Source organism: Scleromatobacter humisilvae (assembly GCF_023231945.1).
Classification (GTDB): domain Bacteria; phylum Pseudomonadota; class Gammaproteobacteria; order Burkholderiales; family Burkholderiaceae_C; genus Scleromatobacter; species Scleromatobacter humisilvae.
Window position 1 is genome coordinate 15,869 of sequence record NZ_JAJLJH010000008.1, and the last position, 20,760, is coordinate 36,628.

Annotated in this window: 23 protein-coding genes and 1 tRNA gene; 16 read left to right on the forward strand and 8 right to left on the reverse strand. The window is 71.1% G+C overall.

Translation table 11 applies throughout. The features are described from left to right. Positions 1-41: 41 nt before the first annotated feature. The 12 genes from LPC04_RS21380 (at position 42) to LPC04_RS21435 (ending at position 12,598) form a co-directional block, all read left to right on the forward strand. The gene (locus LPC04_RS21380) at positions 42-632 is read left to right on the forward strand and encodes an RDD family protein (RefSeq protein WP_275684321.1); all 591 of its coding nucleotides are present in this window, start codon (positions 42-44) and stop codon (positions 630-632) included. A gap of 150 nt (positions 633-782) precedes the next feature. Beyond that, complete coding sequence (locus tag LPC04_RS21385) at positions 783-1,412, forward strand: RDD family protein (protein WP_275684322.1); 630 nt, start codon at positions 783-785, stop codon at positions 1,410-1,412. A gap of 25 nt (positions 1,413-1,437) precedes the next feature. Further along, entirely contained in the window at positions 1,438-2,151 is a 714-nt protein-coding gene (locus LPC04_RS21390; RefSeq protein ID WP_275684323.1) for an RDD family protein, read from the forward strand. Beyond that, the gene (locus LPC04_RS21395; RefSeq protein WP_275684324.1) at positions 2,151-3,188 is read left to right on the forward strand and encodes a stage II sporulation protein M; all 1,038 of its coding nucleotides are present in this window, start codon (positions 2,151-2,153) and stop codon (positions 3,186-3,188) included. Before LPC04_RS21390 ends, LPC04_RS21395 begins: the two co-directional genes overlap by 1 nt. Beyond that, on the forward strand, positions 3,185-3,919 hold the full coding sequence (locus tag LPC04_RS21400) for a hypothetical protein (protein ID WP_275684325.1): 735 nt from the start codon (positions 3,185-3,187) through the stop codon (positions 3,917-3,919). The genes LPC04_RS21395 and LPC04_RS21400 overlap by 4 nt, the downstream gene beginning before the upstream one ends. Continuing rightward, a complete protein-coding gene (locus tag LPC04_RS21405) occupies positions 3,900-4,718 on the forward strand; it encodes a DUF4129 domain-containing protein (RefSeq protein ID WP_275684326.1) in 819 nt (272 codons plus the stop codon). The genes LPC04_RS21400 and LPC04_RS21405 overlap by 20 nt, the downstream gene beginning before the upstream one ends. Then, complete coding sequence (locus tag LPC04_RS21410; protein ID WP_275684327.1) at positions 4,715-6,019, forward strand: DUF4350 domain-containing protein; 1,305 nt, start codon at positions 4,715-4,717, stop codon at positions 6,017-6,019. Before LPC04_RS21405 ends, LPC04_RS21410 begins: the two co-directional genes overlap by 4 nt. A 24-nt stretch (positions 6,020-6,043) precedes the next feature. Next, positions 6,044-7,030: an AAA family ATPase gene (locus tag LPC04_RS21415; RefSeq protein WP_275684328.1), complete on the forward strand. Its 987-nt coding sequence runs from the start codon at positions 6,044-6,046 to the stop codon at positions 7,028-7,030. 12 nt (positions 7,031-7,042) lie between these two features. After that, positions 7,043-8,410: a DUF58 domain-containing protein gene (locus LPC04_RS21420; RefSeq protein WP_275684329.1), complete on the forward strand. Its 1,368-nt coding sequence runs from the start codon at positions 7,043-7,045 to the stop codon at positions 8,408-8,410. Beyond that, complete coding sequence (locus LPC04_RS21425) at positions 8,407-9,081, forward strand: hypothetical protein (RefSeq protein ID WP_275684330.1); 675 nt, start codon at positions 8,407-8,409, stop codon at positions 9,079-9,081. The genes LPC04_RS21420 and LPC04_RS21425 overlap by 4 nt, the downstream gene beginning before the upstream one ends. Continuing rightward, entirely contained in the window at positions 9,078-9,707 is a 630-nt protein-coding gene (yfcF, locus tag LPC04_RS21430; protein WP_275684331.1) for a glutathione transferase, read from the forward strand. The genes LPC04_RS21425 and yfcF overlap by 4 nt, the downstream gene beginning before the upstream one ends. Positions 9,708-9,763: 56 nt before the next feature. Further along, positions 9,764-12,598, forward strand: a complete 2,835-nt coding sequence (locus tag LPC04_RS21435; protein WP_275684332.1) for a valine--tRNA ligase — start codon at positions 9,764-9,766, stop codon at positions 12,596-12,598. A 38-nt stretch (positions 12,599-12,636) separates the two neighbouring features. Here the strand turns inward: LPC04_RS21435 and LPC04_RS21440 are convergent, their stop codons facing one another. From LPC04_RS21440 to cysM, 4 genes are all read right to left on the reverse strand, one after another. Continuing rightward, a complete protein-coding gene (locus tag LPC04_RS21440) occupies positions 12,637-13,008 on the reverse strand; it encodes a hypothetical protein (protein ID WP_275684333.1) in 372 nt (123 codons plus the stop codon). Positions 13,009-13,073: 65 nt separating this feature from the next. Next, positions 13,074-13,301, reverse strand: coding sequence for a sulfurtransferase TusA family protein (locus LPC04_RS21445; RefSeq protein WP_275684536.1), 228 nt, complete (start codon positions 13,299-13,301; stop codon positions 13,074-13,076). 28 nt (positions 13,302-13,329) lie between these two features. Then, positions 13,330-13,902 carry an NUDIX hydrolase gene (locus tag LPC04_RS21450; protein ID WP_275684334.1) on the reverse strand — a complete coding sequence of 191 codons (573 nt, stop codon included), beginning with the start codon at positions 13,900-13,902 and terminating at the stop codon, positions 13,330-13,332. Next, complete coding sequence (gene cysM / locus LPC04_RS21455; RefSeq protein WP_275684335.1) at positions 13,899-14,804, reverse strand: cysteine synthase CysM; 906 nt, start codon at positions 14,802-14,804, stop codon at positions 13,899-13,901. Before cysM ends, LPC04_RS21450 begins: the two co-directional genes overlap by 4 nt. 128 nt (positions 14,805-14,932) lie before the next feature. Between cysM and LPC04_RS21460 the strand changes: the two genes are divergently transcribed. Then, positions 14,933-15,017, forward strand: a tRNA-Leu gene (locus tag LPC04_RS21460). A gap of 283 nt (positions 15,018-15,300) precedes the next feature. Next, complete coding sequence (locus LPC04_RS21465; RefSeq protein WP_275684336.1) at positions 15,301-15,585, forward strand: hypothetical protein; 285 nt, start codon at positions 15,301-15,303, stop codon at positions 15,583-15,585. 25 nt (positions 15,586-15,610) lie between these two features. Here LPC04_RS21465 and LPC04_RS21470 read toward each other — a convergent pair whose 3' ends face one another. Next, entirely contained in the window at positions 15,611-16,255 is a 645-nt protein-coding gene (locus tag LPC04_RS21470; RefSeq protein WP_275684337.1) for a hypothetical protein, read from the reverse strand. Positions 16,256-16,455: 200 nt separating this feature from the next. On the opposite strand from LPC04_RS21470, the gene LPC04_RS21475 reads away from it, so the two are divergent. After that, positions 16,456-17,103 carry a rhomboid family intramembrane serine protease gene (locus LPC04_RS21475; protein WP_275684338.1) on the forward strand — a complete coding sequence of 216 codons (648 nt, stop codon included), beginning with the start codon at positions 16,456-16,458 and terminating at the stop codon, positions 17,101-17,103. A gap of 3 nt (positions 17,104-17,106) precedes the next feature. On the opposite strand, the gene LPC04_RS21480 is transcribed toward LPC04_RS21475, so the two are convergent. Genes LPC04_RS21480 through LPC04_RS21490 form a run of 3 tightly spaced genes read right to left on the reverse strand, consistent with a single transcriptional unit; the run spans position 17,107 to position 19,618 of the window. After that, the gene (locus LPC04_RS21480; RefSeq protein WP_275684339.1) at positions 17,107-17,982 is read right to left on the reverse strand and encodes an SDR family oxidoreductase; all 876 of its coding nucleotides are present in this window, start codon (positions 17,980-17,982) and stop codon (positions 17,107-17,109) included. A gap of 13 nt (positions 17,983-17,995) precedes the next feature. After that, positions 17,996-18,889: a DMT family transporter gene (locus LPC04_RS21485; protein ID WP_275684340.1), complete on the reverse strand. Its 894-nt coding sequence runs from the start codon at positions 18,887-18,889 to the stop codon at positions 17,996-17,998. Positions 18,890-18,940: 51 nt separating this feature from the next. Continuing rightward, entirely contained in the window at positions 18,941-19,618 is a 678-nt protein-coding gene (locus LPC04_RS21490; RefSeq protein WP_275684341.1) for a helix-turn-helix domain-containing protein, read from the reverse strand. 99 nt (positions 19,619-19,717) lie between these two features. On the opposite strand from LPC04_RS21490, the gene LPC04_RS21495 reads away from it, so the two are divergent. Continuing rightward, positions 19,718-20,755 carry a CDP-6-deoxy-delta-3,4-glucoseen reductase gene (locus LPC04_RS21495; protein ID WP_275684342.1) on the forward strand — a complete coding sequence of 346 codons (1,038 nt, stop codon included), beginning with the start codon at positions 19,718-19,720 and terminating at the stop codon, positions 20,753-20,755. The last annotated feature ends 5 nt before the right edge of the window (positions 20,756-20,760 follow it).

Genomic DNA, 20,760 nt, shown 5'->3' on the forward strand with positions numbered 1-20,760 from the left:
CACGGCGCCGTCGGCGCCATCGAGATCAACAGGGAGGAGCCATGAACGAAGTCACCGCGCACAACCCGTTCGCGCCGCCGCGCGCCGTGGTGGAGGACAGGCCCGACGTGGCGTCCGCGCAGGTGCCGGCCACGCGCGGCTCGCGCCTGGCGGCCGCGCTGATCGACGGCGTGGCGGTCGGTGGCGTCGTCGCCATCATCGGCATCGTCGCCGCGATCGCCATTCCGGCCTACGCCAGCTACCAGCGGCGCGCCGGCGGCGATCCGACGCAGACGGGCCCGGCCCTGGTCCTCGTCGGCGGCCTGGCTTTCCTGGCCATCGTGGGCGTGTTCGCGTGGAATGCCACGCTGGTCTACCGCTACGGCCAGACGATCGGCAAGCGGGCGATGGGCATCCGCGTCGTGCGCACGGACGGCACGCGGGTCGCGTTCGGCCGCTTCGTCTTCCTGCGCTGGCTTCCGATGTTCGTCCTCGGCATAATTCCCTGGATCGGCTACGTCACCGGCCTGGTCGACTCGCTGCTGATCTTCCGCGACACGCGCCAGTGCCTGCACGACAACATCGCCGACACGATCGTCGTCACCGCCGCGTCGGCGCCGCACGCCACGCTGGCGGGCTCCGGCGCCCGCTGACCGAAGACGGCGGCGGCGTGACTTCGGTCACTCCCTCTTCAGAGGGATCCCCGGGCTGATCCGGCCGACGCCGCGTTACCATGCGCGGATTCCACCAGGCACGCCACGACGTCGCCGGATTCCAAGGGTCAGAAAGAGGGAGCTCGGACGATGTCCGCAATCGCAGCACAGAACCGTTTCGCGCCGCCGCGCGCGGATGTCGAGCTCCAGGCCGACGTCGAGGCCGGGCTGGTGGAGGCCGGCCGCGGCGCGCGCCTGCTGGCGGTCCTGATCGACAGTGTTCCGACGATCATCCTCACGCTGGGCATCGTCGCCGCGGTCGCCATTCCCGCCTACGAGCGCTACAAGCAGGAGCACACGCCCGGCATCGATCCGCCGGCGCTCGGCAGCGGGCACCACATGACCGGCACGTGGGCGCTGCTGGCCGGCATCGCGCTGCTGGCCTACGCCATCTACAGCATCGTGCTCGTCTACCGCTACGGCCAGACCTTCGGCAAGCGCATGATGAACATCCGCGTGGTGCGCGTCGACGGCGGCCGCGTCACGTTCGGGCGCTTCGTCTTCCTGCGCTGGCTGCCGCTGGCCGTGGTGGGAATGATCCCCTTCATCGGCGGCATCGTCGCGCTGGTCGACCCGCTGCTGATCTTCCGCGAGTCGAGCCGCTGCCTGCACGACGACATCGCCGACACCCGCGTGGTCACCGCCGCGTCCTCGGTCGATGCCACGCTGAACGGCGACGCGAAGTACGCCAGCGCGACCCTGCGCACGATCGACTTCTGACCCCCGCCGGGCACGCGCGCGCTCCTTGACGCTCGACACCACGCTCCTCGCCGAGACGCCCGAGGGCATCGCCATCCTGCTGCGTCCCGCGGGCGCCGTGCCGCGCGCGCTCGCCTATGGGCTGGACATCTTCATCCGCTTCGTCGTGTGGTCGATCGCGGCGGCCATCCTCGGCGGGTTCAAGGGCGTGGGCGTCGGCGTGATGCTGATCGTGTTCTTCGCACTCGAGTGGATCTACCCGATCGCCTTCGAGCTGCTGCCCGGCGCGGCGACGCCCGGCAAGCGCGCGCTCGGGCTGCAGGTGATGATGGACACCGGCCTGCCCGTCACGCCGTCCGCGGCGGTCACGCGCAACCTGCTGCGCGTGGCCGACTTCATGCCCGTCGCCTACGCCTTCGCGCTGCTGGCCATGCTGCTGCGGCGCGACTTCAAGCGGCTGGGCGACATCGTCGCCGGCACGCTGGTCGTGCATGCCGACAAGGTGCGGCTGGCCGGCGCGCTGCCGCCGGCCGAGCCGCTCGCGCCGCGCGTGCCGCTGACGCGCGCGCAACAGGTCGCGATCCTGCACCTGGCCGGACGCGCGCGCCGGCTGACCGGCGAGCGCGTCGACGAGCTCGCCGCGCTCGCCGAGAACGCGCTGCCGCCCGCCAACTACGCGCCCGGCGGCTCGAGTCCGGCACCGATCCGTCCGGGGCCGCGCCTGATCGCCGTCGCGCAGTGGCTGATGGGGCAGCGTTGATGTCCATGACCCCGCGCCAGTTCGAATCGCGCTACGAGCCGTCCTGGGTCGAGCTCGAACGCGGCCTGGCCGCGCTGGACAGTGGCAAGGGCGGCGAGAAGAAGCCGCGCAAGCTCAAGGCCGGCGAGTTCCCGACCGACAGCACGCCGCCGCCGACTGCGGCGCGCGTCGCGCAGCTCTATCGGCAGTGCTGCGAACACCTGGCGCTGGCGCGCGAGCGCGCCTATCCGCCGCACCTGGTCGACCGCCTGGAGGCGCTCACGGCGCGCGCGCACCAGCGCATCTACCGGCGCCACGACTTCGGTCTCGGCGCGCTGCGCGACCTGGTGCTCTACGACGCGCCGGCCGCGGTGCGCGCGCTGCGCTGGCACCTGCTGGTCGTCGTGCTCGTGTTCGTGCTGCCCATCCTCGTGGTGGGCGTGGCGACCTGGGTCGACCCGCACTTCGTGCTGACCGTGGTCGACGCGCAGCAGGTGCGCATGTTCGACGGCATGTACGGCGAGCAGGCCGGCGAGCACCTGGGGCGCACCTCGGGCGACGACTGGCAGATGTTCGGCTTCTACATCATGCACAACGTCGGCATCTCGTTCCAGTGCTTCGCCGCCGGCCTCATGCTGGGCATCGGCAGCCTCGTGATGGTCGGCTACAACGGTCTGCTGTTCGGCGCGATCGCGGGCTTTCTCGTGACGCGCGGCGACAGCGAGCGCTTCTTCTCGTTCGTCGTCACGCATTCGGCGTTCGAGCTCACGGCCATCGTCCTGTCGGGCGCGGCCGGACTGAAGCTGGGCCACGCCGTGCTCGCGCCCGGGCGCCTCACGCGCACGCAGGCGCTGATGCGCGCGGCGCGCGAGACCTCGCCGGTGGTGTTCTGCTTCTTCGTGATGCTGATCATCGCGGCCGCGCTCGAGGCCTTCTGGTCGTCGGCCGGCTGGATCGCGCCCGGCGTCAAGTACGCGGTCGGCGGCTGCTGCTGGGCGCTGGTCTTCGCCTACCTCGGGCTGCAGGGCCGCGGCCACGCCGGAGGCGACGCGCGATGAAGGCCGAGCAGCTCCAGCTCGCGCTGCGCCCGCGTCCGGCCTACGAGGCCGTCGACCTCGGCGTGGGCATGACCCAGCGCAGCTGGCGCTCGTTGCGGCGCGCCTTCCTGCCGCTGGCGCTGCTGCTGGTCGTCGCCTGCGGCGCGACGGTCGAGATCGCGCCGTGGCTGCCGTCGACGCTGCTGTGGTGGTTCAAGCCCTGGCTCGATCGCACGCTGCTGCACATCTACGCGCGCCAGGCCTTCGGCGAGGAGACGAGCTTCAACGACGCCTGGGAGGCGCGCCGCAGCGCGCCGTGGCTGACCATGCTGCAGTGGCTGACACTCTGGCGCCTGTCGTTCTGGCGCGCGTACTCGATGCCGGTGGCGCAGCTCGAAGGCCAGACCGGCGCGGCGCGGCGCCAGCGCGTCAAGGCCATCCTGCGCAGCCACCGCGGCGCGGCGACGATGGCGCAGGCCACGTTCAGCTGGATCGAGTTCTTCCTGGTGCTGGGCCTGCTGTCGGCGATCCCGTGGATGACGCCGGGCCTGCGCAACTGGGACGCCGTGCGCTGGCTCACCGGCGAGAGCCTCGCGGCCACCGGCGTGCTGTATGCGGCGCACGCCGCGGCCGTGCTTTTCGTCGAGCCGTTCTTCGTCGCCTCGGGCTTCGCGATGTACCTCAATCGCCGGGTCGAGCTCGAGGCCTGGGATGTCGAACAGGACCTGCGCCATGCGTTCGCCGCGCGCTGACGTCTCGCGCATCGTCCTCGCGGCGGCCTGCGCGTTCGGCGGCGAGGCGAGCGCGTTCGCCCAGGATGCCGTCGATGCGCCGGTGGCGGCGTCGGCGCCCGCCGCGGACGCCTCGGCCCCGGCCGACCCGCGCGCGGCGCGCATCGAGTCGGCCGTCGACAAGCTGCGTGCCGACCCGCTGCTCTCTGGCAAGCACAAGGAGCACCGGCTGCGCTGGAAGGACGACGCGAAGGAGGAGCCGCCGCCCAGGCCGGGCGACGGCTCGTGGCTCTTCGAGTGGATGCGGTCGTTCGCGCGCTTCATCAACGACATGGGCCGCTTCCTGCTGTGGGGCATCGTGCTCGTGCTGGTGGCGCTGGCGCTGGTCAGCGTGCGCCACGTGGTGCAGCTGCGCGCGTTCCGCCGCGCGAAGGCCGCGCAGGCCGTCAGCCACGTGCGCGACCTCGACGTGCGTCCGGAAAGCCTGCCCGACGACGTCGGCGCCGCCGCCTGGGCGTTGTGGCAGTCCGGGCAGGTGCCGGCGGCGCTGTCGCTGCTGTATCGCGGCGCGCTGTCGCGCATGATCCACCGCTTCCAGGTGCCCATCACCGCGTCCGCCACCGAGGGCGAATGCCTGGAGCTCGCGCGCGGCCGGCTCGAGGCGACGGCGCTGCGCTACGTCACGCAGGTCGTGCGCGCGTGGGAGGCCAACATCTACGGCGGGCGCACGCTGTCGCTCGCGATGGGCGAGGCGCTGTGCACGGGCTTCGGCCAGCGCCTGGACACGAGCGCGCCGATCGGCGCGGAGAGCGGGTCATGAAGGGCGCCGCGCTGATCCGCACGCTGGTGGGCCTGCTCGTGCTGGCGCTGCTGGGCTGGGTGGTCTGGCACACGCGCTGGGAGGAGATCGAGGTCGACGACCCGGCGCGCGGGGCGGCCGCGAGCGACGAGGTCTACTCGCTGCGCCACGTGCTCGAAGGCGCGGGCGCGACGCTGGAGACGCGCACCGCGCTCGAGCCGATGCCGCCAGCCGGCGCGACGCTGCTGCTCGAATCGACCGTCTGGGACATCTTCCCCGAGCGCGACGCACGCCTGAAGGCCTGGGTCGAGAACGGCGGCCACCTGGTCGTGACGCGGTGGAAGTTCGACGGCGACGTCCTGCGCTGGGTGCCGCTGTCGTTCGCGCGGCCGCAGCGCCATCCGGCCGCGAAGGCGCAGGACGACGCCGCGTCCGACGCCGAGGACACGAACGAGACCGACGACGACGAGGACGCCCCGGCCACACGCCGGAAGCCGCGCCCGAACGCCCAGCAGAAGAAGCTGGCCAGGCTGTTCGATCCCAAGACGCCATGGGACCGTTGCGCGGACTTCGAGGAGACGGACGCCACCCCCGAGCCCGCGTTCGAGCCGGGCCGCGTCTATCACGGCTGCACCTGGGCGGGGCCGCTGCGCACGCTCAACCACGTCGCGCCGACCTGGCAGCTCACCGGCGCCAAGGGCACGCTCGCGATGCGCGTGGCGATCGGCCGCGGCGACGTCACCGGCCTCACCGCGCCGCTCGTCACGCACAACATGGGCCTGCTGCACGGCGACAACGCGTTGATCGCCGCGGCGGTGCTGCAGGCCGCGCCGGGCCGCGTCGTCTGGATCGTCGGCGACGAGGCGCGCGAGCCGCTGCTGGGCTGGATGTGGCACGAGGCGCGCACGCCGTCGCTGCTGGCCCTGGCCGCCATCGCGCTCGCGCTGTGGCGCCTGATGCTGCGCTTCGGCCCGCGCGAGGCCTTGCCGCCGCAGGCACGCCGTTCGATGGGCGAGCAGGTGCGCGGCACCGGCCACTTCATCGCTGGCTCCGACCCGCGCGCGCTGCACGCGGCCACCCGCCAGGCCTTCGACGCGGCGGCGCGCCGGCGCGTCGAGGGCTGGGCCGAACTGGACGACGACGCGCGCATCGAGGCGCTGGCCGCCACGCTGCAGCCCGCGCAGGCGATCGACCGGGCGGCGCTGCGCGCGGCCATGCACATCGGCGGCGGCGCGGCGCCGGCCCAGATCCTGGCGGCGACCGCCGTCCTCGAGCAGGCCCGGCGCGCGCTGCTGCGCGCCCCCGCGGCCCCGCTCGTCTAACCGACTACTTCACTGGACATCACCATGGCCATCGACTCCAAGGAACTCGAATTCATCGTCGCGGCGCTCGGCAAGCTGCGCACGGAGGTCGGCCGCGCCGTCGTCGGCCAGCAGGAGGTGATCGACCAGACGCTCATTGCCTTCGTCGCCTCCGGCCACATCCTCTACGAAGGCCTGCCGGGCCTGGGCAAGACGCTGCTGGCGCGCGCGCTGGCGCAGGCGATGTCGCTGCAGTTCTCGCGCGTGCAGTTCACGCCCGACCTGATGCCGTCCGACCTCACCGGCCACGCCGTGCTCGAGCCCGGTACGGACGGGGGTATCGGGCGGCTGCGCCTGCGCAAGGGGCCGGTCTTCACCAACCTGCTGCTGGGCGACGAGATCAACCGCGCGCCGGCCAAGACGCAGAGCGCGCTGCTGGAGGTCATGCAGGAGCGCCAGGTCACGCTGGAAGGCCAGACCGTCTCGTTGCCGCGCCCGTTCATGGTGCTGGCCACGCAGAACCCGATCGACTCCGAAGGCACCTATCCGCTGCCCGAGGCGCAGCGCGACCGCTTCCTGTTCAAGATCGACATCGGCTTCCCGACGCAGTCCGAGGAGGTCGACGTGGTCAAGGCCGCCACCGGCCACCAGGTCGGCGACGCGCTGCCGCTGGACAAGGTGCAGCGCTGCCTGACCGAGGCCGACGTCTCGCGCCTGCAGCAGTGCGTCAGCTCGGTGCTGATCGACGATCGCGTGGTGGACTACGCGGTGCGCCTGACGCGCGCCACGCGCGGGGCCGTCGGCCTGGGCAACGGCGCGGGCTCGCGCGGCGCGATCGCGCTCGTGCGCGCCGCGCGCGCGGCGGCGCTGATCGCCGGCCGCGACTACGCCACGCCCGACGACGTCAAGCGCCAGGTGCTGCCGGCGCTGCGCCATCGCGTGGTGCTGTCGCCGGACGCGCAACTCGAGGGCCGCGCCGTCGATGACGTGCTGCGCGAGATCGCCACGCGCGTCGACGCGCCGCGGCTGTAAGGAAGCGAGCGCGTGCCACGCCTGCTGATGCCCACGCGGCGCACGGTGATCGCGCTGGCCGCGATCGCCACCGGCGCCGCCATCGCGCTGCTGGTGGCCAAGGCGCGCGACCTGGGCGCGACGCCGATCGCACCGGTCGCGGGCGGCCTGGCGGCCGGGCTGGCCCTGCTGTTCCTGGCCGACGCCGCATTCGCCGCGTGGCAGCTGCGCCGCCATCCGATCCTGTTCGAGCGCCAGATGCCCAGTGCGTTCGCGCTCGGCCAGCCGCACGGCCTGGTCGTCACGCTGTCGCACGAGGGCACGCGCCCGTGGAAGCTCGAGCTGTTCGACCACGTGCCCGCCACCATGACGCAGCGGCTGTTGCCGGCATCCGTCGTGCTGCCGGCCGCAAGCAGGCTGGACGTGCGCTACGAGATCACGCCGACGCAGCGCGGCAAGGTCGTCTTCGAGCCGGCCGCGATCCGCGTGCGCTCGCGGCTGGGGCTGGCCGACCTGCAGCTGCGCATCGGCGCGGCGCAGTCGGTGCAGGTCTATCCGAACTTCGCCGCGCTGTCGCGCTACGCCTGGCTCGCGGGCGACCGGCGGCTCGCCGAGATCGGCATCAAGAGCTACATCGCGCGCGGCGCCGGCACCGACTTCAAGCAGCTCGGCGAATACGTGCCCGGCATGCCCACGCGCCACATCGACTGGAACGCGTCGATGCGGCATCGCCGGCCGGTGGTGCGCGAGTACCAGGACGACCGCGACCAGGCCGTGATGTTCCTGCTCGATTGCGGCCGGCGGATGAGGGCGGACGAACGCTCCGGCCACGACGGCAGCCACTTCGACCAGGCGCTCAACGCCGCGATGCTGCTGGCCTACGTCGCGCTGAAGGACGGCGACGCCGTCGGCGCGATGACCTTCGGCCACGACGCCTCGCAGCAGCGCCACTTCGCGCCGGCCAAGGGCATGGCGGCGCTGAATTCGCTGGTCGCGCGGCTGCACGACATCGAGCCGAGCCCGACCCACTCCGACTATCTCGCCGCCGCGCGCGACCTGATGCTGCGCGTGCGCCGCCGTTCGCTCGTCGTCGTGCTCACGAACTTCCGCGACGAGGACTGCGAGGAGCTCGAGGACGCGCTCAAGCTGATGCGCACGCGCCACCTCGTGCTGCTCGCGAGCCTGAAGGAAGGCGTCGTCGCCGAGATCGCGTCGCAGCCGATGGACGACCACCAGGCCATCGTCGACGTCGCCGCCGCGCACTGGTTCCAGAACGCGCGGGCCGAGGCGTTCCGGCGACTGTCCGGCAAGAACCAGCTGCTGGTCGACGTCGAGCCTTCGATGCTGGCGGCGACGCTGGTCAATCGCTATCACGCGGTCAAGCGGGCGCGGCTGCTGTGAAGTCCTGCCTGGCCTTGCTCGCCGCGAGCGCGTGCCTGCGAGCGGCGGCGATGCCGCCGTGCCCGGTCGACGGCTTCTACCCCGCGACGAATCCGCGGCTCTACATCGAGGCGGCCGTGGCGGATCCGAAGCCGACGATCGGCCGCAACGACGAGGAACTCTGGTTCGACTTCATCGAGGTCGACGGCCGCTCCGAACCGGGCTGGCAGCCGGTCTACGACGTCGCCTTGCTTCGCGGCGACCAGGGCCGCTTCCGCATCGCGCTGCTTCGTGCGAAGAGCAGCGCGCAGTTGAACGGCCCGGGGCCAGGTGTCGTGGATTCGCGCGACCTGCCGCCCGCCCTGGCCGAGCGCATCCACCGCGGCGTGACGCCCATCCTGGCACGCACCCACTATCCGGCGGAACTGGTCGACAAGAAACGCGGCGCGGGCCGCACCGCCTGCACCGACGGCTCGTGGATCTACGCGACCGTCTCGGCGCTCGACGGCCAGTTCGACGAGCTGGTCGGCGAGGCGCGGCCCGGATCGAAGGACTCCGACGCGGGCGCCGTCCTCGCGTTGGGCCAGGCGTTGCGCGACTACGCGCTGCACCGCATCGACGAGGACGCTCTTGAAGCGCCTCTCAAACTTGTCGAGTCACATGCCCGACCCGACAACGAACACGAACGATGACCGACCAGCTCACCCTCCACGTCGACGCCCAATACGCCAGCCCGTATGCGATGTCCGCCTTCGTCGCGCTGAGCGTCAAGCAACTGCCCTTCGAACTGCGCACCGTCGACCTCTCGGCCGCCGCGAACCACGCGCCGGAATACGCCGGCCTGTCGATGACGCGCCGCGTTCCGACGCTGGTGCATGGCGAGTTCGCGCTGTCGGAGTCGTCGGCCATCGACGAATACATCGAGGACGTGTTTCCCGGCGCTCCGCTGTATCCGCGGGATCCGAGACAGAAGGCCCGCGCGCGCCAGGTGCAGGCCTGGCTGCGCAGCGACCTGATGCCCATCCGCATGGAGCGCTCGACGGAGGTCGTGTTCCACGGCGCGAAGGCGCCCGCGCTGTCGGCCGCGGGCGAGGCGGCGGCGAGCAAGCTGTTCGCGGCGGTCGAGGCGCTGCTGCCCGCCGGCAACGCGCACCTGTTCGACGACTGGTGCATCGCCGATGCCGACCTGGCGCTGATGCTCAATCGACTGGTGATGCACGGCGACGCGGTGCCTGCGCGGCTGGCCGAGTACGCGACGCGGCAGTGGACGCATCCCGCCGTGTGCCGATGGGCCGGTTTCGAGAGGCCGCGGCTCTAAGCGCAAACCCGGACGCCGCCTACAATCGGGCTCAGAAATCACTGCTGAGCCCGCCAATGTCCGAACTCGCCAAGTCCTTCGAACCCGCTGCCATCGAGGCCCGTTGGGCGCCGCTGTGGGAACAGGCCGGCGTCTACGAACCCACGCTCGATCCCGCGAAGCAGTCGTTCTCGATCCAGCTGCCGCCGCCCAACGTCACGGGCACGCTGCACATGGGCCACGCGTTCAACCAGACCATCATGGACTCGTTGACGCGCTACCACCGCATGCGCGGCTTCAACACGCTGTGGGTGCCGGGCACCGACCACGCGGGCATCGCCACGCAGATCGTCGTCGAGCGCCAGCTGCAGGACTTGGGGCTCTCGCGCCAGGAGCTGGGCCGCAAGAACTTCGTCGCGCGAGTGTGGGACTGGAAGCAGGAGTCCGGCTCGACGATCACCCGCCAGATGCGCCGCATGGGCGATTCGGTGAGCTGGAAGCACGAGTACTTCACGATGGACGAAGGGCTGTCGAAGACGGTCACCGAGACGTTCGTGCGCCTGTTCGACGAGGGCCTGATCTACCGTGGCCGCCGCCTGGTGCACTGGGATCCGGTGCTGAAGTCCGCGGTGTCCGACCTCGAGGTCGACAGCAAGGAGGAAGACGGCTTCCTGTGGTTCGTGCGCTACCCGCTGGCCGACGGCTCGGGCGACCTCACGGTGGCGACGACGCGTCCCGAGACCATGCTGGGCGACGTCGCGCTGATGGTGAATCCCGGCGACGAGCGCTACACCGCGCTGGTCGGCAAGGAAGTGATCCTGCCGCTGGTGGGCAAGAAGATCCCGGTGATCGCCGACGACTACGTCGACCGCGAGTTCGGCACGGGCGTCGTGAAGGTCACGCCCGCGCACGACGCCAACGACTACGCCGTCGGCCTGCGCCACGACCTGCCCATCATCGGCGTGCTCGCGCTCGACGCGACGATCAACGACAACGCGCCCGAGCCCTACCGCGGCCTCGACCGCTTCGTCGCGCGCAAGCGCATCGTGTCAGACCTCGACGCGCAGGGCTTCCTCGTCGAGACGCGCAAGCACAAGCTGATGGTGCCGCGCTGCGAGCGCACGGGCCAGGTCATCGAGCCGATGCTGACCAACCAGTGGTACGTGGCGATGACCAAGCCGGGCGCGGACGGCACGTCCATCGCCGGCAAGGCCATCAAGGCCGTGGCATCGGGCGAGGTCAAGTTCTACCCCGAGCAATGGGTCAACACCTACAACCACTGGATGAACGACATCCAGGACTGGTGCATCTCGCGCCAGCTGTGGTGGGGCCACCAGATCCCGGCCTGGTATGCGGACGATGGCCAGATCTTCGTCGCGCGCAGCGACGAGGAAGCCGCGCAGAAGGCCGCCGCGGCCGGCTACACCGGCAAGCTGGTGCGCGACGAGGACGTGCTCGACACCTGGTATTCGTCGGCGCTGGTGCCGTTCTCCACGCTGGGCTGGCCCGGCAAGACGCTCGAACAGGACCTGTTCCTGCCGTCGTCGGTGCTCGTGACCGGCTACGACATCATCTTCTTCTGGGTCGCCCGGATGATCATGATGACCACGCACTTCACCGGCAAGGTGCCGTTCCGCGACGTCTACATCCACGGCCTGGTGCGCGATGCGCAGGGCCAGAAGATGTCCAAGTCCGAGGGCAACGTGCTGGACCCGGTCGACCTCATCGACGGCATCGCGCTCGATCCGCTGCTGGACAAGCGCGTGATCGGCCTGCGCCGGCCCGAGACCGCGCCGCGCGTGCGCGAGAACACGAAGAAGGAATTCCCCGAAGGCATCCCGGCCTACGGCGCCGACGCGCTGCGCTTCACGTTCGCCGCGCTGGCCACCCTCGGCCGCAACATCGCGTTCGACTCCAAGCGCTGCGAGGGCTACCGCAACTTCTGCAACAAGCTCTGGAACGCGACCAAGTTCGTGCTGATGAACTGCGAGGGCCAGGACTGCGGCCTCCTCGAGGGCGACAAGACCGAATGCCCCCCGGGGTACAACTCGTTCAGCCAGGCCGACCGCTGGATCACCAGCGAGCTGCAGCGCGCCGAGGCCGCCGTCGCGCAGGGATTCGCCGAGTACCGCCTCGACAACGTCGCCAACGCGATCTACCAGTTCGTGTGGACGGAGTACTGCGACTGGTATCTCGAGATCGCCAAGGCGCAGCTGGCCGAGGCCAAGGCCGCGGGCAACGAGGCCGCCGCGCGCGGCACGCGACGCACGCTGGTCCGCACGCTGGAGACGGTGCTGCGCCTGATGCATCCGGTCACGCCCTTCGTCACCGCGGAGCTGTGGGAGACCGTCGCCCCGATCGCCGGCCGCGCGCCCGCCGCCGGCCAGACCATCGCGACCGCGCCCTACCCCGTTGCGCAGCTGGAACGCGTCGACGAGGCGGCCTGCGCCTGGGTCGCGCGCTTCAAGGCGCTGGTGCTCGCCACCCGCAGCGTGGCCAAGCAGATGAACATCGCCGAGAACAAGCGTCCGCCGCTGCTGACGCATGGCGACGCCGAGTTCGTCGCGCAGGCCGCGCCGCTGCTCAAGGCGCTGGCCAAGGTCGGCGACGTGCAGGTCATCGCCGACGAGGCGGCGTTCGTGGACGCGACCAAGCTGCTGCCGGTGGCGGTCGAGGGCAACGTCCGCCTGGCGCTGCACGTCGAGATCGACGTCGGTGCCGAGCGCGAGCGTCTCGACAAGGAGATCGCGCGCCTGGACAACGAGATCGAGAAGGCGCACAAGCAGCTGGGTAACGAGAACTTCGTCTCGCGCGCGAAGCCCGAGGTCGTCGAGCAGATGCGCACGCGCCTGGCGGGCTTCGTCGAGACGGTGGCGCGGATGAAGGCGCAGCGGGAACAGCTGGGCGGCTGATGGCCCCGGCCTGCAGCGGGCAGGCGGCACGTGCCCGCTCAAGGCAGCGGTTCGCGCCAGGGCATCTCGATGAAGGACGTCACGCGCTCGGCGGAGAGTTCGTCGTCGGCGATCCTGCCGCCCTGCTCGAACTGCACGAGGTGCGAGTTGCCGGCCAGGTACTGGCGGGCACCGTCGTCGGGCGGATCGTCGTCGGGCCGCGTCCAGTGGCCCATCAGCGCGATCGGGGACGCCGGCAGCAACTGCGCAAGATCACCTGCTTCCCGGACGTGCGCGTCCGGCAACTCCGGCGGCGCGGCATCGGGCAGGTGCAGCAGGCCGCGGCCCAGCCGGGCGTCGGCCTGCACGCGCTCGCGGATCCGGATCGTCGGCCGCTTGCGCGGCGCCCCTGCATGCCAGCCACGCGCCAAGCGCGAACGCCGCAGGCGGCCGGGCGCCGAGGCCGGCGGCGCGTGCCTTCGAACGCCGGACCGGCTCAGCGCCGACGCATGAAGTGGATGTACTCGCCGCCGTCCTGCGACTGCTCCAGCAACTCGTTGCCCGTCTGCCGTGCGAACGCCTGGAAGTCGCGCGTGGAGCTCGGGTCGGTGGCGACCACCTTGAGCACCTCGCCCGTCTGCATCTCGGCCAGCGCCTTCTTGGCCTTCAGGATGGGCAGCGGGCAGTTGAGGCCGCGCGTATCGATTTCCTTGTGGGCTTGCATGGGCTTGACCTCGTGAGCGTGATTCATTCTATGACGCGTCCGGCTCGGCAGCCCTTTGCGCGGCGCGCTCCTCGAAGCTCATGAACTTCGGCTCGATGCCCTTGCCGCGCAGCCACTCGGCCACCGCGTAGCCGGTGCCGGCCGGCCAGCAGACGATGTCGGCTGGCGCGAACAGCTTGTACTCGGCGAGCTCGGGCGACAGCGTCACCTCGCCATGCGCCACCACGTGGTACGCGATGATGACCTGGTTCATGCGCTGGAAGTCCCACACGCCGATCAGCTTGACCGATTCGACGGTCAGCGCGGTCTCTTCCAGCACCTCGCGCGCGACGCCCTCTTCCGGCGTCTCGCCGGCCTCCATGAAGCCAGTGATCAGCGCGAACATGCGGCCGGCCCAGGCCGCGTTGCGCGCGAGCAGCACCTTGCCGTCGCGGTCGGAGCACTCGACGACGGCCGCGAGCACCGGCGTCGGGTTGTTCCAGTGGGTGAAGCCGCAGTGCGCGCAGCGCAGCCGCTCCTTCGGGCCGCCGTCCTCGTCCTGCGTGATGAACGCGAGCGCATTGGCGCACTGCGGGCAATAGCGCCATGCGGTGCCGCTCATGCGGGAAACACTCCGGTCGACAGGTAGCGGTCGCCGCGGTCGCAGACCACGAACACGATGGTCGCGTTCTCCAGCCGCTGCGCGACCTGCAGCGCGGCCCAGCACGCGCCGGCTGCCGAGATGCCGCCGAACAGGCCTTCCTCGCGCGCGAGTCGGCGCGCCATGTCCTCGGCGTCGTCCTGGCGCACGAGGATCAGCTCGTCGACGCGCGACGGCTCGTAGATCTTCGGCTGGTAGGCCTCGGGCCACTTGCGGATGCCCGGGATGCGCGAGCCCTCGGCCGGCTGCGCGCCCAGGATGCGGATCGCCGGGTTCTTCTCCTTGAGGAAGCGCGACACGCCGGTGATCGTGCCCGTCGTGCCCATCGCACTGACGAAGTGCGTGATCTGGCCATCGGTGTCGTGCCAGATCTCCGGGCCGGTGGTCTCGTAGTGCACGCGCGGGTTGTCGGGGTTGGCGAACTGGTCGAGGACGAGGCCCTTGCCGTCGGCCTGCATCTGCAGCGCGAGGTCGCGCGCGTATTCCATGCCGCCGGACTTGGGCGTCAGGATCAGCTCGGCGCCATAGGCCTTCATCGTCTGCACGCGCTCGATCGACAGGTCCTCCGGCATGATCAGCACCATGCGGTAGCCCTTGATCGCCGCGGCCATCGCCAGCGCGATGCCGGTGTTGCCCGACGTCGCCTCGATCAGCGTGTCGCCCGGCTTGATCTGCCCGCGCTGCTCGGCACCGCGGATCATCGAGATCGCGGGACGGTCCTTCACGGAGCCGGCCGGGTTGTTGCCCTCGAGCTTGCCCAGCACCACGTTGCCGCGCGCCGCGATCTCCGCGCCGATCACGCGCTGCAGCCGCACCAGCGGCGTGTGGCCGATGGCTTCTTCGAGGGTCATGTACGTCGGCATGGAAGCGATGTTTCCAGGAAAGGAAGCTGGACGGGACAGGCCCGATTGTCGCAGCGCACCACAAAGCCCGCCTTCGCCATGTGATAATCCGCCCCCTGCGCAGGCTTTCGTCGCCTGCCGCAACCCCTGCCTCGGTGGCGTAATCGGTAGCCGCGACGGACTCAAAATCCGTTCTCGAAAGGGGTGTCGGTTCGAGTCCGACCCGAGGCACCAGGGCCCTCCCGTTCGCGCTCGGCAGCAACGGTCGATGCGGGCCAGGCGCGCGTTGCGCCCATGCTGGCTCGCGCGGCGATATCGTTTCAGATGTCTCGATGACGAACGATGTTCCGGGACGGATCCAGGCGTCCAGGTATCTGTACCTGGACCAGATCTCGGAACTCTCCGACAATGAATTGCGGATCGTCTTCGCCGAAGCGGTCGCCGCAGGCCCCGCGGATCCCGCGACGCTCGCCGGGGATCCGGCTCTTGAGAAACTGCTTCCGGCGCGCGCGCGATCGTGCGAGTCGAGGGATCCGGCGTCTTCCAGCTGCACTGGACAACCTGCGTCGCCTACCCGGTCCGCAACGAGAGCTTCGTCTCGACGGACCGCGACGAGGAATTCCAGGGCCGGATGCTCGTGAAGTACAGCCGTTCGCGCTATCTGGATTTCGTCGCGTCCGCGACCTTCGCGGACGGCGACCACCCCGGGCCGCTGCAACACTGGGGGTTGATCTGCCTGAACCACGTCGTGGACGTCGTGTCGTCCGAGGCGCCGTCCGTCGCCTTGCGAACTGCGAACTGAGGCCGCCGTCTCTCGCCGCGATCGCTCAGCCGCCGCCCGGTGCCGGCCTCGCCGACGGCAGCCGCGTGTAGGCACGGGGCAGGCGGCCGAGCGGGCCGGCGCCCTCGGCGAGCACCGCACCCAGGTCGCTGGTGTCGCTCTCCGCAAGCGTCGCATTGAAATACCAGCCGATGTGCAACGCGCCGCGCGTCGACTCGTGATAGCCGGCTTCGACCGTCCAGTCGCCGGGATAGTTCAGCTGGCCGGAACGGGCGTCGAACAGCGAGTAGTCCGGGTCGACGTCGTAGTAGTGGGACTGGACGAAGACCTTGGAGACGAACCAGCGGCCCGGCGGCACGCGCACGACCGTGGGTCGCGCGGTCGACACCGCGACAGCGAGGTTGACCGGCGCCTGGCCGAAGGGCGGCGCGCTGGTCAGCCAGGCCAGGAATTCCGGCTTGTCGGACACCGACACGTGCACCATGTACCACGTGTCGTCGAGCGGACCCGAGCGGCTCGCGACGTGCGGCACGACGACGACGTAGGCGGCAGCCGGATCGATCGCCTCGTCGGCAGCGGCCACGTGCGCTCGCGGCGCCTGTTCGAAGTCCAGCACGGGCGGCTTCGTCGCGCAGCCGGCCACGGCGACGCAGAGCGCGAGCGCCGCGCGAGATGCAAGACTGCTGGCCAAGGCGATTCCTCCCGATCCGTCCGATCGCACCCTCTTCGTCGGGGCGCGTGGCCGGCATGCTAGCAGGCAAGGCGTGCCCGATGGCGAGCCTCTCCAGGAGGGTCGCGGAACAACCGCACGCGACGTCGAGATGCGCGGGCACCGCGGGAACGCGGCGGGCGGCGCCATGGCACACTGGGCGCTCACTGCCTCGTCCCGCCATGCCCTTGCAACTGCCGCCGCCCGTCACTCGTGCCCTGCTGATCGCCTGCAGCGTCCTGATGTTCCTGGGCGCCGCGATCCGCCCGCTGGGCGCGCTCGAACTGCAGTGGCTGGCGCAGTTCCCGGTGATGTCGGGCTTCTGGCCCTGGCAGGTGGTCACCTATCCGCTGGTGCACCTCGACGGCCTGTCCTGGTTCTTCAACATGCTGATGCTCTACTTCTTCGGCAGCCGGCTGGAGGAGATCTGGGGCACGCGGCGCTACATCCAGTTCCTGCTGGCCTGCACCGTGGCGGCTGCCATCGTGTATGCGTTGCTCACCTTGGTCATCGGCACCTTTGTGCCGCTGACGACCACGGCGAGCATCACGTTCGGCATGCTGGTCGCCTTCGGGATCCTGTTCCCGAACCAGCGCATCATGTTGTACTTCGTGGCCGAGGTGACCATGCGCACCGCCGTGTGGGTGTTCATCGGGCTGGCGGTCATCATGATGATCGGGCAGATGTTCAACGGCACAGGCGCCTGGATCAGCCAGGTCGCGCAGCTCGGCGGCGCGCTCGGCGGCTACCTGATGATCCTGTACTGGCGCTGGCGCCCGCCCTCGTTCAAGCGCAAGAAGCCGCCGACGCACATCCGGCGCGTGCACTGAGCGTCAGTCCGCGAGTCCTTCGCGGATCGTGGGGCGCGAAAGCCGCAGGCGCAGCTCGCGCTTCATGCGCTCGTTGGACAACCGGCGCGACTCGTTGAGGAAGCTCCACTGCGCGGCGCTGAAGTGCTCGCCCGCCTGCGCGCGCGTCACGCGCGCGGGGCGCGCGAGGCCGCTGAGGTCGGCGACGAGGTCGTAGTAGTCGCCGGTCTTCATGTCGGAGTCGTCGCAGACCTGCACGACGCGCTGCGGCTTGCCGCGCCACAGCGCCGCGATGCAGGCGCGCGCGAGGTCGTCGGCGTGGATGTGGTTGGTGTAGCCGTCGTCCGCGGCCGCCAGCACCGGCGTGCCGCGCCGCACGCGCTCGCGCGGATCGCCGCCCTCGCGGTCCATCGCGTAGATGCCGGGGATGCGCAGCGTCGTCACGCGCGCGCCCGTCGCGCGGCCCCAGGCGCGCAGGCGCGACTCGGCATCGACGCGGCGGCGCGCCCGATCGGTCGTCGGGTTGAGAGGGCGCGTCTCGGTCACCCGCTCGCCTCGGCAGTCGCCGTAGACGCCGGTCGTGCTCGCATAGACGACGCGCGCGGGACGCGAGCGCAGGCTCAGGGCGCCCAGCAGCGCGCGCAGTCGGGGGTCGGTGTGGCCGGACGTCGGCGGCGGCGCGAGATAAAGCACGGCATCGGCCAGGCCGGCGAGCCGGCTCAGCGCGGCGGGGTCGTCGAGATCGCCCAGCAGCGGTGTCACGCCGGCCGCGCGCAGCGCGTCGCGGCGCGCCGGCGACGAGGTCAGCGCGAACACGCGCAGCCGCCCGCCCAGCGCACGCACGACGCGCAGGCCGACATCGCCGCAACCGACGATCAACAGGGAGGATCGCTTCGCCATCAGGCCTGCATTGTCAGCGCTCGGCGCGCACCACCAGCGCGAGCCCGGCCAGGATCAGCGCGATGCCGGCCAGTCCGCTGGCGCGCAGCGGCTCGCCCAGCACCAGCACGGCCAGCGCGAACGCGGTCAGCGGCTCGCCCAAGGCCAGCGCGACGCCGGTGGCGGCCGAGATGAAGCGCAGCGCGCTGCTGAACAAGAGGTAGGCCACGCCCGTCGCCATGACGCCCAGCCAGGCGACGACCAGCCAGCCGCGGCCGCCCGTGGCGAGGAGGTCGACGCCGCCCGACGGCGCGATCAACCATGCCGCGGGCAACGCAATGACCGCGGCGGTGCCGAACACCCACAGGCTGGCGCGCGCGGGCGAGGCGTGGGTCGCCAACGACTTCGCAGTCAGCGTGTAGACCGCGTACGAGAAGCCGGCGCTGAGGCACAGCGCGAGGCCGGTGAGGTCGGCACTGGCGACGCCACCGTTGCCGAGCGCGATCGCCGCGCCGCCGCCGATCGCCAGGCCCGTGCCCAGCCACCACAGCGCCACCGGCGGCCGGCGCGTGACCAGCGCCTGCAGCGCGCCGGCGAACAGCGGCCCGCTGCCGATCGCGATCGTCGTGCCCACCGCAACGCCCGCCAGCCGCACGCCGGCGAAGAACGCCAGGTTGTAGGCCGCGATGGCCGTGCCGGCCAGCAGCTGCCGGCGCCACAGCCCGGGCACGCGCGGGCGCGCGGCGCGGCCGCGCTCGGTGGCGCCGACCAGCAGCGCGAAGAACACGGCGGCGATCGCGAGCCGCAGCCCGCCGATCCAATAGGACGACAGGCGCGCGCCGGCGAAGTGTTGCGACGTGCCGGTCGTGCCCCACAGCACGGCGGCCGACAGTGCCAGGACGATGCCCGGCCAGGACGAGGTCTTCATGCGTCCATCGTGGCGCGCCGGCGCGAGGCTTTTGTCGAGAGACTCTCGACTTCAGTCGTGGCGCAGCGAACGCGCGCCGACTTCCCGGTCGCGCCGCAGCGCGTGCGCCAGCGCGCTGGCCGACGCGTAGCCGACGCGCGCGGCGACGGCCTCCAGCGTCAGGCCGCGACGCAGCAGGCGCTGCGCCTCGTCCAGCCGCAGCGTGCGCAGCCAGGCCTGCGGCGACAGGCCCGTCAGCTCCAGCATCCGCGCGTGGAAGCGCTGCGTGCTCAGGCTGCAGCGCGCGGCCATGCGCGCGGTCGTCCAGCCCTCGTGCAGCGCGCCGGCGAGCGTGGCACGCAGGCCGTCGAGCGCGATGCCGCGGCGCACGCCGACGCGCGGCGCCTGCAGGATCGCAGCCAGCAGGCGGTCGGCGCGGCCGGCCGCGGCCAGCTGGCGCACGCCCGGCGTCACCACGAAGCGCCGCGAGCGATCGAGGCCGACATCCGGCGCGACGTCGATGACGACCATGCGCAGGTCGGGCGAGGCCGCGTAGGCATGCGTGCAGCCGGCCGGGATCACGAGGCCGCAGGAGTTGTCCGCGAAGTCGGTCGATGGGCCCACCTCGAGGTCCATACGGCCACGCCAGGCGAACAGCACCTGCGCGTAGTCGTGCGAGTGCACGGTCTGCTCGCCACTGTACGAACGCACGCTCAGCAGCGGTTCGAGGGGCACGGCGTGGTCGGACATGTCGCAAGTCTAGAGCGAGTCGCGGCCGGCGCGGGATAATCCGCCATTCGGTGCCGCCGGGCACCCATCGCGATATTCGGCCTTCGCCGCCGCCAGCCCATGACCTTCACCGTCACCCTCCATCCCGCCGAGCGGGCCTTCGACGTCGCGCGCGACGAGACCATCCTGTCGGCCGCGATCCGCGCCGGCGTCGGCCTGCCCTACGGCTGCCGCGATGGCGCCTGCGGTTCGTGCAAGAGCAAGCTCAAGGACGGCCGCGTCATCCACGGCGCGCACCAGCCCAAGGCGCTGTCGGAGGCCGAAGAGGCCGCCGGCCTGATCCTCACCTGCTGCGCCACGCCGCAGACCGACTGCGTCGTCGAGGCGCGCATGGTGGTGGGCGCCGGCGAATACCCGATCAGCAAGATGCCCGGCCGCGTGCTGAGCATGGCGCGTCCGAGCGACGACGTCGCCATCGTGCGCGTGCAGTTGCCGGCGACGCAGCCGTTCCGCTACCGCGCCGGGCAGTACGTCGAGTTCATCCTGCGCGACGGCGCGCGCCGCAGCTACTCGATGGCCAACGCGCCGCACAACCTCGGCACGCCGGCGTCCATCGAGCTGCACCTGCGCCACATGCCCGGCGGCAAGTTCACCGACCACGTCTTCACCGCGATGAAGGAGAAGGACATCCTGCGCATGGAAGGCCCGTTCGGCAGCTTCTTCCTGCGCGAGGAGAGCGACAAGCCCATCGTGCTGCTCGCCTCGGGCACCGGCTTCGCGCCGATCAAGGCGCTGATCGAGCAGCTGCACCACCTGGGCAGCATCCGCCCGGTGCGGCTTTATTGGGGCGCGCGCCGCCCGGCCGATCTCTACCTGAACGACTGGCTCACCGAGGCCAAGGCGCTGCTGCCGCAGCTGGAATACGTGCCCGTCGTCTCGGATGCCACGGCCGAGGACGCCTGGACGGGCCGCACCGGCTTCGTCCACCAGGCCGTGATGGCGGACTTCCCCGACCTCTCGGGCCACCAGGTCTACGCCTGCGGCGCGCCCATCGTGATCGAGTCGGCCCAGCGCGATTTCGTCGCGCGGTGCGGCCTGCCCGACGACGAGTTCTACGCCGACAGCTTCACCTCGGAAGCGGACAAGCACGGCGCCTGAGCGCC

What these genes read in the sequence shown, in the direction of transcription:
- cysM (WP_275684335.1), bottom strand. Translation starts at nt 14,804, where the DNA reads ATGCCGACGTACATGACCCTCGAAGAAGCCATCGGCCACACGCCGCTG.
- yfcF (WP_275684331.1), top strand. Translation starts at nt 9,078, where the DNA reads ATGACCGACCAGCTCACCCTCCACGTCGACGCCCAATACGCCAGCCCG.
- LPC04_RS21405 (WP_275684326.1), top strand. Translation starts at nt 3,900, where the DNA reads ATGCGTTCGCCGCGCGCTGACGTCTCGCGCATCGTCCTCGCGGCGGCC.
- LPC04_RS21400 (WP_275684325.1), top strand. Translation starts at nt 3,185, where the DNA reads ATGAAGGCCGAGCAGCTCCAGCTCGCGCTGCGCCCGCGTCCGGCCTAC.
- LPC04_RS21475 (WP_275684338.1), top strand. Translation starts at nt 16,456, where the DNA reads ATGCCCTTGCAACTGCCGCCGCCCGTCACTCGTGCCCTGCTGATCGCC.
- LPC04_RS21395 (WP_275684324.1), top strand. Translation starts at nt 2,151, where the DNA reads ATGTCCATGACCCCGCGCCAGTTCGAATCGCGCTACGAGCCGTCCTGG.
- LPC04_RS21435 (WP_275684332.1), top strand. Translation starts at nt 9,764, where the DNA reads ATGTCCGAACTCGCCAAGTCCTTCGAACCCGCTGCCATCGAGGCCCGT.
- LPC04_RS21495 (WP_275684342.1), top strand. Translation starts at nt 19,718, where the DNA reads ATGACCTTCACCGTCACCCTCCATCCCGCCGAGCGGGCCTTCGACGTC.
- LPC04_RS21485 (WP_275684340.1), bottom strand. Translation starts at nt 18,889, where the DNA reads ATGAAGACCTCGTCCTGGCCGGGCATCGTCCTGGCACTGTCGGCCGCC.
- LPC04_RS21480 (WP_275684339.1), bottom strand. Translation starts at nt 17,982, where the DNA reads ATGGCGAAGCGATCCTCCCTGTTGATCGTCGGTTGCGGCGATGTCGGC.
- LPC04_RS21380 (WP_275684321.1), top strand. Translation starts at nt 42, where the DNA reads ATGAACGAAGTCACCGCGCACAACCCGTTCGCGCCGCCGCGCGCCGTG.
- LPC04_RS21410 (WP_275684327.1), top strand. Translation starts at nt 4,715, where the DNA reads ATGAAGGGCGCCGCGCTGATCCGCACGCTGGTGGGCCTGCTCGTGCTG.
- LPC04_RS21415 (WP_275684328.1), top strand. Translation starts at nt 6,044, where the DNA reads ATGGCCATCGACTCCAAGGAACTCGAATTCATCGTCGCGGCGCTCGGC.
- LPC04_RS21385 (WP_275684322.1), top strand. Translation starts at nt 783, where the DNA reads ATGTCCGCAATCGCAGCACAGAACCGTTTCGCGCCGCCGCGCGCGGAT.
- LPC04_RS21450 (WP_275684334.1), bottom strand. Translation starts at nt 13,902, where the DNA reads ATGAGCGGCACCGCATGGCGCTATTGCCCGCAGTGCGCCAATGCGCTC.
- LPC04_RS21490 (WP_275684341.1), bottom strand. Translation starts at nt 19,618, where the DNA reads ATGTCCGACCACGCCGTGCCCCTCGAACCGCTGCTGAGCGTGCGTTCG.
- LPC04_RS21445 (WP_275684536.1), bottom strand. Translation starts at nt 13,301, where the DNA reads ATGCAAGCCCACAAGGAAATCGATACGCGCGGCCTCAACTGCCCGCTG.